General features: G+C 68.4%; 10 protein-coding genes. 7 read left to right on the forward strand and 3 right to left on the reverse strand.

Annotated features, from left to right (window positions below):
• Together M3498_11650 and M3498_11655 are read right to left on the reverse strand one after the other, a co-directional pair.
• A partial coding sequence (locus tag M3498_11650) for a hypothetical protein (protein ID MDQ3459938.1) occupies window positions 1-426 on the reverse strand: 426 nt, incomplete at its 3' end.
• Window positions 419-976, reverse strand: coding sequence for a Maf family protein (locus M3498_11655; protein MDQ3459939.1), 558 nt, complete (start codon window positions 974-976; stop codon window positions 419-421). The genes M3498_11650 and M3498_11655, both read right to left, overlap by 8 nt.
• A 261-nt stretch (window positions 977-1237) precedes the next feature.
• On the opposite strand from M3498_11655, the gene M3498_11660 reads away from it, so the two are divergent.
• The 6 genes from M3498_11660 to lysA all read left to right on the forward strand — a co-directional run bounded on the left by M3498_11660 (window position 1238) and on the right by lysA (window position 5986).
• Entirely contained in the window at window positions 1238-2107 is an 870-nt protein-coding gene (locus M3498_11660) for a beta-ureidopropionase (protein ID MDQ3459940.1), read from the forward strand.
• Complete coding sequence (locus M3498_11665) at window positions 2104-2973, forward strand: NAD+ synthase (GenBank protein MDQ3459941.1); 870 nt, start codon at window positions 2104-2106, stop codon at window positions 2971-2973. Before M3498_11660 ends, M3498_11665 begins: the two co-directional genes overlap by 4 nt.
• 77 nt (window positions 2974-3050) lie before the next feature.
• Window positions 3051-3434, forward strand: a complete 384-nt coding sequence (locus M3498_11670) for a VOC family protein (GenBank protein MDQ3459942.1) — start codon at window positions 3051-3053, stop codon at window positions 3432-3434.
• A gap of 182 nt (window positions 3435-3616) precedes the next feature.
• Window positions 3617-4084 (forward strand): phosphatase PAP2 family protein, encoded by a 468-nt coding sequence (locus M3498_11675; GenBank protein ID MDQ3459943.1) that lies wholly within the window; start codon window positions 3617-3619, stop codon window positions 4082-4084.
• Between the two features lie 89 nt (window positions 4085-4173).
• On the forward strand, window positions 4174-4620 hold the full coding sequence (gene mscL, locus M3498_11680) for a large-conductance mechanosensitive channel protein MscL (GenBank protein MDQ3459944.1): 447 nt from the start codon (window positions 4174-4176) through the stop codon (window positions 4618-4620).
• A 115-nt stretch (window positions 4621-4735) separates the two neighbouring features.
• Window positions 4736-5986, forward strand: a complete 1251-nt coding sequence (gene lysA / locus M3498_11685; protein ID MDQ3459945.1) for a diaminopimelate decarboxylase — start codon at window positions 4736-4738, stop codon at window positions 5984-5986.
• Between the two features lie 44 nt (window positions 5987-6030).
• Here lysA and M3498_11690 read toward each other — a convergent pair whose 3' ends face one another.
• A complete protein-coding gene (locus M3498_11690; GenBank protein ID MDQ3459946.1) occupies window positions 6031-7494 on the reverse strand; it encodes a DUF3999 domain-containing protein in 1464 nt (487 codons plus the stop codon).
• Window positions 7495-7809: 315 nt separating this feature from the next.
• On the opposite strand from M3498_11690, the gene M3498_11695 reads away from it, so the two are divergent.
• Complete coding sequence (locus M3498_11695; GenBank protein MDQ3459947.1) at window positions 7810-9240, forward strand: NAD-dependent succinate-semialdehyde dehydrogenase; 1431 nt, start codon at window positions 7810-7812, stop codon at window positions 9238-9240.
• Window positions 9241-9660: the final 420 nt, after the last annotated feature.

A 9660-nucleotide genomic window follows, 5' to 3' on the forward strand; every position in this document is an offset into this window, starting at 1 on the left:
GGGCACGGTCACGGGCATGCCCTGGGCCACGCCGCCGGCCGCGCCCTGGCCCAGGGTGAGGCGCGCGAGCAGGGGGCTCGGATCCACGCCCGTGACCGTTGCGGAGAGGACCACGCCGTGCGACTGATCCTCGCGCACGGCGACGATGGTCCTCAGGCTGTCCACCCTGTCCTCGAGCCGGCGGTTGGTGTCCTCGAGCGCTAAGACGCGCAGCCGCAGGCGCTCGGCCTCGGCGCGAAAGTCGCGGCGGTCGGCGGCACTGTCGAGCGTCTGCCGCAGGTTGACGCTGAGGGCGTAGGGCAGGTCGTGAGGCAGGGCCACCGCGCTCGACAGCGCCAAGGGCGCCTGCCCCACAAAGGCGACCGAGAGAAAGGTCAGGACCGCCAGGACCAAAAAGGTGTACCAGGCTTTCTCGAGGCTAGACAAGCTCGACCCCCAGCCCCCGTGCGGCCTCCAGCAGGTGAGAGAGGCTCAGGCCCACGACGTTGAAATAGCAGCCCTCGAGGCGACTGACGAGGGCCGCACCGTAACCCTGGACGCCGTAGCCGCCCGCCTTGTCGAGGCCCTCACCCGTTCTCACGTACCAGTCCTGTTCGCGCGCCGTGAGCGGCCGGAAGCGCACCGCCGTGGTGACCACCGCCGCGCTCTCCCGCCCCCCATAGAGCAGCGCGTGACCGGTATGGACGTGATGCACGCGGCCGGAGAGCCGCGCGATGAAGCGGCGGTTCTCCGCGGCGTCCCGGGGCTTGTTGAGGACGCCGCCGTCCACCACCACCGTGTCCGCGGCGATGACCAGTGCCTCGGGGTAACGCCCGGCCACCGTCCGCGCCTTCGCCAGGCTGAGGCGCTCGACCAGCCCCTCGGGCGCCTCGTTCTCGAGGGGCGTCTCGTCGATGTCGGCCGGGACGGCCCTGAAAAGGAGCCCCAACCTGCCGAGCAGCTCGAGGCGGCGCGGCGAGGCGCTTGCCAGCACAATATCCACAGTCCACTCCTAACCTCAGGTCACGGGGCCCAGTGGCCCTAACCTAGGTCACGGGGCCCAGTGGCCCTGACCTCGGGTCCTAGAGCCTGCGTGGCCCCAACCCCTAGTAGTCTATCAGCCTTCTTTTAACGGGTCATTGCCTTCACGATCCTTCGTGAAGGGTGGAAAGCTCACCGCGCCCTGCTCCGAAATGCCCTGCTCCGAAATGAGGTGCGCCCCAAGAAGTGGCGGGGGCAAAGGGCTTAGAATAAGCGCATGATCCGTCACGCCCTCGTCCAGTTCACGCCCGTCAAGGGCCAGTTACGCCGCAACCTGGCGCGGCTCAGCGAGATCTTGAGGCGGCTCGAGGAGGAGGAGGTCGGTGTGCTGTGCCTGCCCGAGACCTCGCTCTCGGGTTACTTTCTGCAGGCGGGGGTGCGCGAGCAGGCGATACGCGCCGAGGCGCTCTACGAGCTGCTGGGAGGTTGCCTCGCGGAGGCGGGCTGGAAGGCGCCCCTGGACATCTGCCTGGGCTTTTATGAACGCGACGGCGGCGACTTCTACAACAGCGCCCTCTACGCCGAGTTCGGCACCGCCGAGGCGGGCATCAAGCACGTGCACCGCAAGCTCTTCTTGCCCAGCTACGGCGTTTTCGACGAGGAGCGCTTCGTGACGCGCGGGCGGCACGTAGACGCCTTCGACACCCGCTTCGGCCGGGCCGGCATGCTGATCTGCGAGGACGCCTGGCACTCGAGCACCGCCGCCGTCCTGGCCCTAAAGGGCGCCGACGTCCTCTACATCCCGACCGCCTCCCCCGCCCGCGACTTCGCCGGCAGCGTCCCCGCCAACGCCCGCCGCTGGCTGGCGACCGCCGAGGGCATCGCCGCCGAGCACGGCGTCTTCGTCCTGACCAGCGGTCTGACCGGCTTCGAGGGCGGCAAGGGCTTTACCGGCCTGTCCAACGCCGTGGACCCGCGGGGCCGGGTCATCGCCGAGGCGCCCCTCTTTACGGAGGCGGTCTTGCTGGTAGACATCTTTCTCGAGGCCGTCGCCGTGGCCCGCTACGAGAACCCGCTCCTGGCCGATTTGCGCGCCAACCTGCCCGAGCTCGTGCGCGCCTTTGAGGAGGCGAACAGCCGACCATGACCGTCACCGAAAAAACGCCAGGCATCACCTTGATCCGCGCCGAGGGCCGCCCACAAGGGCGCCTCGAGCTCAACCTGCCGCTCGTCAGCGACTTTCTGATCGCCTTTTTGCGGGACGAGGTGGGCCGCAAGGGTTTCGACAAGGTCCTCGTCGCCCTCTCCGGCGGCGTGGACAGCGCCGTGACGGCCTATCTGGCCGCTCGAGCCTTCGGTCCCGAGAACGTTTGCGTCCTGCGCCTGCCCTATAGGACCTCGAGTCCTGCTTCGCTCGAGCACGCGGGGCTCGTCATCGACGATTTGGGCGTTCACAGCGAGACCATCGACATCACCGCGGCGGTGGACGGCTACGCCAGCCTCGCGCCCGGCATAACGCCGCACCGGAAGGGCAACCTCATGAGCCGGGTCAGGATGATGATCGGCTTCGACAAGTCGGCTCAGTGGGCCGCCCTGCCGCTCGGCACCGGCAACAAGACCGAGCGCCTCTTCGGCTACTACACCTGGCACGGCGACGACGCGCCGCCCGTCAACCCCTTGGGCGACCTCTTCAAGACCCAGGTCTGGGCCTTGGCCAAGCACCTCGGCGTGCCCGACGAGGTGGTCAGCAAGCCGCCCAGCGCCGACCTGATCGAAGGCCAGTCCGACGAGGGCGACCTGGGCATCAGCTACGAGCGCGCCGACACCATCTTGCTGCATCACCTGGCGGGTTACGAAGACGGCTCCATCCGCGGCCTGGGCTTCGAGCAGAGGGAGCTAGACCTGGTCAAGGGCAAGGTCGCCCAGACCCACTGGAAGCGCCAAGGGCCGATTCAAGCGATGATCTCGTCTACCGCCATCGGCGAGTTCTATCTGCGGCCGGTGGACTACTGACGGACCTGGGGATTGGGGTCCAGGAAAGACCATCCAGCCCTCTCCCAGCCCGCTCGAGGTGTGCTATGACCTGTGCTATGACCATTCCTTCTACTTTCGACATCCACGGCCTGATCCCCTTCTATCCCTGCCACGACCTCGCGGCGACCGCCGACTTCTACGGCCGTGACCTCAAGCTCCCTCTCGCCCGCGACCAGGAGACCTGCCTGATCTTTCGCGTCACGGCGGGCGCCTACCTGGGCTTTTGCCAGCATGACGGCCCGCTGCCGCGGCACCAGGGACTCATCCTCACGCTGCTTGCTAACGACGTGGACGGCCTCTACGGGCGGCTGCGCAGCTTGGGCGTCGAAACCGAGGGCGCGCCCCGGCTGAGCGAAGGCTACCGCATCTACCACTTTTTCGCGCGCGACCCCGACGGCTACCGCCTCGAGGTCCAGCGCTTCGTGGAGCCCCTTGACTAGGCGCGGCGACCTGCGCAAGAGGCTGCGCTGGCCGGTGCTGGTCTACTGGGGAGTCCTGCTGGGCGGGCTCTGGCTCTTTTTCGAGCTCGCCGACGAGGTCTACGAGCGCGAGGGCTTCTTATTTCGACGCGCCGCTGCTGACCCTGTTTTACGACCTGCAGAGCCCGGCGCTGACCGGCGTCATGTCGCTCTTGACCCAGTTGGGCTCGATCCACGTCTTGGCCGCGCTGTCGCTTCTCACGGCCGTCCTGCTGCGGCGCTTCTGGCGGCGCGAGGCCTTGTTTTTCGGGCTCAGCGTGGCGGGCGCGGGCGGCCTCATCCTCTTCGTCAAGGGCTTCTTGGCGCGGCCCCGGCCCGACCTCTTCGAGCCGCTCATGCACACGGGCTCCTTTTCCTTTCCGAGCGGGCACAGCCTGGGCACCGCGGCCTTCCTGTCGAGCCTGGCGCTGGTCTGGTGGCGGCGCAGCCCGCGCTACCGCCTGCCCTTCGCGGTCTTCGCCGCCCTCGCGGCGCTCGGCGTCGGCCTGTCGCGGGTCTACTTGCAGGTCCACTACCCCTCGGACGTCCTGGCGGGCTGGCTGCTCGGGCTCGCCTGGGTGCTCGAGCTCAACGCCTGGTTTGGCAGAGCGGCGGCCGGACGCCCTGACTGAGGGCTTTTGTTAGACTCGAGCGGCGCAAGCGTCACGCCCCGGCGGAGGCCCTGCCCCACGTGCGGGACCTGACCTCGAGAAGGAGAGCCATGAAACAGTTTTTCGCTGACTTCAGAGCCTTTATCGCGCGCGGCAACGTGATCGACCTGGCGGTGGCGGTGGTGGTGGGCGTGGCCTTTAGCGCCATCATCACCTCGCTGGTCGAGAACATCCTCATGCCCATCATCGGCCTCTTGGTGGGTGGGGTGGACTATTCGGAGCTGGCCCTTATCCTGCGGGGCGCCCAGCTCTACGGTTCGGTCGCCGAGGCCGAGGCGGCCGGCGCGCCGGTCTTGCGCTACGGCCTCTTTCTCAACGCCGTCATCAACTTTCTGATCGTCGCCTTCGCCATGTTCCTGGTGGTCCGCGCGGTGGTCCGGCTGCAAGCCCTGCGCCGGCTCGAGGCGGCGCTCGAGGAGGCCGCGCCGGCGCCCGAAGTGGTCCTTTTGCAAGAGATCCGCGACCTCCTGGCCGCGCAAGCGCGCCCCCAGGGCTGAGTCAAGGGGCGAGCAGCCGGGTCACGGCGCAAAGAGCAGGCGCGAAACGGTTTATACTCGGCACATGAGGCAGCGCGGGCAGGGTGAGCGGGCAGGGTGAGCGGGCAGGGTGAGCATGCAGGCTGACAGCAGCGGGAGAGACAGCAGCGAGAGAGACCGCCTCCTGAGCGACATCGCCGAGCGCTTCGGCACACCGACCTATGTCTACGACCTCGGCGAGGTGAGCCGCCAGCTCGGGCGCCTCAAGCTGGCCCTGCCGGGCGCCCTGATCTACTACGCGGTCAAGGCCAACCCCGCGGGCGCCGTCATGGGCCACCTGGCGCGGCAGGGTCTCGGCGCCGAGGTCATCACCCTGGGCGAGCTGGCGCGCGCCCTGCGCGCCGGCTTTCCCGCCGAGCGCGTCATCCTCGGCGGCCCGGCGCAACCAGAGGCGATGCGGGCGCAAGCACGTGAGGCCGGCGTCGCGCTGGTCAGCCTGGACAGCCCCTCGCAGCTTCAGGCCTGGGAGGCGCAGGGTAGTGCAGAGGACGGGGGAACGCGCTTTTTGCTGCGGCTCAACCCCGGGCTCGACCCAGGGACGCACGAGCACCTGGCGACGGGCGCCGCCGAGTCCAAGTTCGGCATGCCCTTTGACACCGTCGCCGAGCTCGCCGAAGGGCTGGCCGAGCGCGGGCGGCTCGCCGGCTTCCACGTCCACGCCGGCTCGCAGATCGAAGAGGTGGGCATCTACGACGATATCCTCGGCCAGCTTCGCGAGCTCTACCAGGCTTACGGCGAGGCCAAGCTCTTGGACATCGGCGGCGGCTTCGCGGTGCCGGGCTTTCCTCTGGAGGCCTTCGCCACCCGCGTGCGCGGCTTCGCCAAGAGTTTCGGCCTGACCCTGATGATCGAGCCGGGGCGCTACCTGGTGGCCCAGGCGGGCGTCCTGCTCACGCGCGTCCTGCACGTCAAGGACGGGCCCGTCACCCACGTCATCGCCGACGCCGGCATGGCCGAGCTCATCCGCCCGGCGCTCTACCGCGCCGAGCACCCCATCCGCCTCATCGCCGCGGACGCCGAGGACGCCGAGGACAGACCGCAGACGGTGGTGGACATAGACGGGCCCCTCTGCGAGAACGCCGACCGCCTGGGCCGCGGGCTCAGCCTGCCGAGGCCGCGAGCGGGCGACCTCCTGGCGGTCGAACAGGCCGGCGCCTACGGCCTCGGCATGAGCTCGAACTACGCCTCGAGCCTGCGCCCGGCCGAGGTGGTCATCCTGGGCGGCGAGGTCAGGGGCGAGGTCAGGCTGGCGCGCGCGCGAGAGACGGTCGAGGACCTGCTCGCGCTCGAGGTCGCCCCCGAAGTTGCTCCTCAAGCGGAGAGCTGATACGACGGGGCTCGAGGCCTACTGGGTGGCGCTGCTGGGTGGCGCTACTGGGTGGCGGGCTCGCTGCGCCGCCGCTCGAGCCTGCGCCTCAAGAAGATGAGCGTCACCATGAGCACGGCGAGCAGTGCGGCGATGAAGATGGTGAACTGCAGCCGCACCGCTCCCGGCGCGACCAGCCTGCTCTCGCCGCCCAGCTCGAAGGGCGCGCCGAGGCTGGCGGCTACGATCTCGATGTCTCCGTCTCGGAGCGGGCGCAGGTCACTCAAGCTGCTCAGCCGCACCTCCTCCTCGCCCACCAGGGCGCTGCCGTAGGCCAGGGTGTAGGGTCCCTCGCCCCGCGCCAGGAAGACGAGCCGCTCGGGAATCTGGCCGAGCTCCAAGGTCACCTCCTCCAGGCGCAGGCCCGACAGCGCCAGACGCCAGTAGCGGTCGCTCACCGGCACGAAGCTCGCGGTTTGGTCGGTCTGCGCCCCTTCGAGCCTGTAGAAGAGCCCCGCGAAGCGCTCCTGCCAGCCGCGGTTGGGCCCCGTGGCCGAGGCCAGGGTAACCTCGGCGAGCGCGTTTCCGGCCGGCATGACGAGGCGCATGCTGTCGACGGTCACCCAGGCGGCCAATTCGAAGGTGTGGAGGTTGCCCTCGCTCGAGACGAGCCCGGGGCGCCACCACTGCCGCGCCCCTTCGTCCACCCCGGTGTCGAGCTCGACCTCGGCGTGGGTCAGCGCCGGCAACGGCAGCGGGCTGCCCCCGCTGTGGATGAGGCGGATATAGCTCGCCCGCCGCGCCGGCAGGCCGATCTCGTTGCGGGTCAAGACCACCTCCTGGCCGCGCAGCCCGGCCACCGTCACCGGCTCGCTCCAGGGTTCCCAGCTCAGCAGGTCGTCGCTCGACTCGACCGCGATCACGCTCATAAAGGAGGCGGACTCGTCCCAGAAGAGCCTCAGCCCGCTGATCTCGCCGTCCACCGCCGAGGCGTCGATGAGGTAGCTGGCCGGGCCGGGGTCGGGGTCGTCCAGGCCGAGCACGCCCTCCAAACCAGGGTCCTCGTCCGTGTCGGCCGCGGGCGGCGTCGCGGCGGCGGGCGGTTGTTCAGCCTCTACCGCATCCTCTTGGGTCGCGAGCGAATAGGCCGGCACGCGCTCCAAGCGGGGCGCGGGCACATCGATCTCGGTCGCGCTGACCACCACGTGCGGGACCACCTGCCCGGCCGCGTTGAAGACGCGCAGGTCCCGCAAGCCCTCCTGGGTGACCCCCTGGTAGACCTCCGCCGGCAGGGGCACGCTCTGCAGGGGCGCGTCGCTGAGGATGTCGATCCGCATGCCCCGGGCAAAGTCGTCCGGACTGGACGCCGGCTGCGCCTGGCCGGCCAGCGAGAGGACGCCCAGACAGAGAACGGCTACCCGTAGCGCGGCTAGCCACAGACGGCGCACGCCACCCGGCCAGGGTCTGGCTGCCAGGGACAGGGACGGGAGAGGGGACGAGGGCAAGGCTCGAGCAGGACGGCGCTTCATAATGCCTCCAGTCTTAACACAAGCAGCCCCCTAGAATTGCAGCCCGAATCTTATTGTCCTCTCTTGTTACCATTCTTTTCTTGTTAAGTAGCCATGCAAAAGAAATTGTGGAAGCTGCTCCCCTTGCCTTCGCCAGATTGTGGCTCTTAGCGCTGAGAACTTCACAAGAACTTTTGTGTAGGTGCTTACCATTCTTTTCTTGTTACCATTCTTTCTCATTGCCATTCTTATCGCCATCTTATTGCCATCCGCGCTGCCGTGCTCCCTCGTTGCCGACCGGCGGGGTCTCCACGGCGAGCGGTGCTATGCTGAGCTATGTTGACCTTAGAACGCAAGGCAAGCTACCTGAGCGACCGCTGGCGGGACGCCGCCAAGACCTTTGGGGTCATCAACCCCGCCACCGGCGAGAGCTTCGCCGAGATCGCCGACTGCGGCCCGGCCGAAGCGCAAGAGGCTATCGGCGTCGCCGTGCGCGCCTTCGAGAGCTGGCGGGCCAAGACGCCTTTTGAGCGCGCCGAGGTGCTCGCGCGTTGGCAGAGCCTGATCCTGGCACACCGAGACGAGCTCGCTCGCACCATGACGCTCGAGATGGGCAAGCCCATCACCGAGGCGCGCGGCGAGGTCAGCTACGCCGCCGGCTTCGTGGGCTGGTACGCCGAGGAGGCCAAGCGCGTGTACGGCGAGACGGTGGCGAGCCCGGCCGCGCACAAGCGCCTGCTGGTCATCAAGCAGCCCGTCGGTCCCGTCTACGCCGTGACCCCCTGGAACTTCCCGGCGGCGATGGTGACCCGCAAGGCCGCGCCGGCCCTGGCCGCCGGCTGCTCGTTCGTGCTCAAGCCCGCCGAGCAGACGCCGCTCTCCGCGCTCAAGCTGGCGGCGCTGTGGGAGGAGGCGGGCGGCTTAGGAGGCACTCTCCAGGTTCTGCCTACCTCCGAGCCCGGCCCCCTTTCGGATGTCTTTTTGGAGGACGAGCGCGTCCGCAAGATCAGCTTCACGGGCTCGACCGAGGTCGGCCGCATGCTCTACGAAAAGGCCGCCAAGACGGTCAAGAAGGTGTCGCTCGAGCTGGGCGGCCACGCGCCCTTCATCGTCTTCGGCGACGCCGACCTGGACAAGGCCGTGCGCGAGGTGATGGCCTGCAAGTTCAGGAACGCCGGCCAGACCTGCGTCTGCACCAACCGCATCTACGTGCAGAACTCCATTCTGGACGCCTTTACCGAGCGCTACGCCGAGGCCGCTCGAGGCCTCAAGGTGGGCGACCCCTTGGACGAACGCACGCAGATCGGCCCGCTGGTGAACGCGCAGGGGCTAGCCAAGGTCAAGGCTCACGTCGCCGACGCCCTAGCGAGGGGCGCCCGGGTGGTCACCGGCGGCAAGGCGACGGGCGGCCTCTACTTCGAACCGACCGTCCTAAGCGGCGTCACCCCCGAGATGCAGCTCATGCAGGAGGAGACCTTCGGCCCCGTCGCGCCCATCCTCTCCTTTGGCGCGGACGAGGAGGCGGTCCGCGCCGCCAACAGCACCCCCTACGGCCTGGCCGCCTACTTCTACACCCGCGACCTCGCCCGCGCCTTTCGGGTGGCCGAAAGCCTCGACTACGGCATCGTCGGCGTCAACGACGGCATGCCCTCGGTGCCACACGCCCCCTTTGGCGGCATGAAACAGTCCGGCGTCGGCCGCGAGGGCGGCAAGTGGGGTTTGGAGGAGTACCTCGAGGTCAAGTACATCTCGCTGGGGCTGTCCTAACAACTCTCTACTCGTCAATCAAGCCTGACCGCCGCGACGTTCGCCCCGGTCGGGTCGATAAACGCCGTGTTCGGCAGTTCGTCGCGGTTCATGCGTTCCCCTTTGTCAGGGCTATGCACGCCTCCTCGAGCACGCCGCCAAGCACCTCAGGTGGCTCCCCCCAGGAGGGAACATCCGTCGTGAGCAGGATCGGATACGTGGAGGTGATGCCACCGACGGGCGGACTCGTGCGACCGTAGACGACGCGGGCAAGGCGTGTTTGCCGGACCGCATAGGAGCAAAGCCAGCAGGGTTCAGCCGTTGTTTGACACTCCCCACGGCTAAAGCCGGGGGATTCTCTTTCTCCCTACAGCGACCCACTAGGGCCGCTTTCGGTTACGGAGCTTAGGGGTGTGCCATGCACCCCGCCCGTTGGAACCT

The organism is Deinococcota bacterium (assembly GCA_030858465.1).
GTDB lineage: Bacteria > Deinococcota > Deinococci > Deinococcales > Trueperaceae > JALZLY01.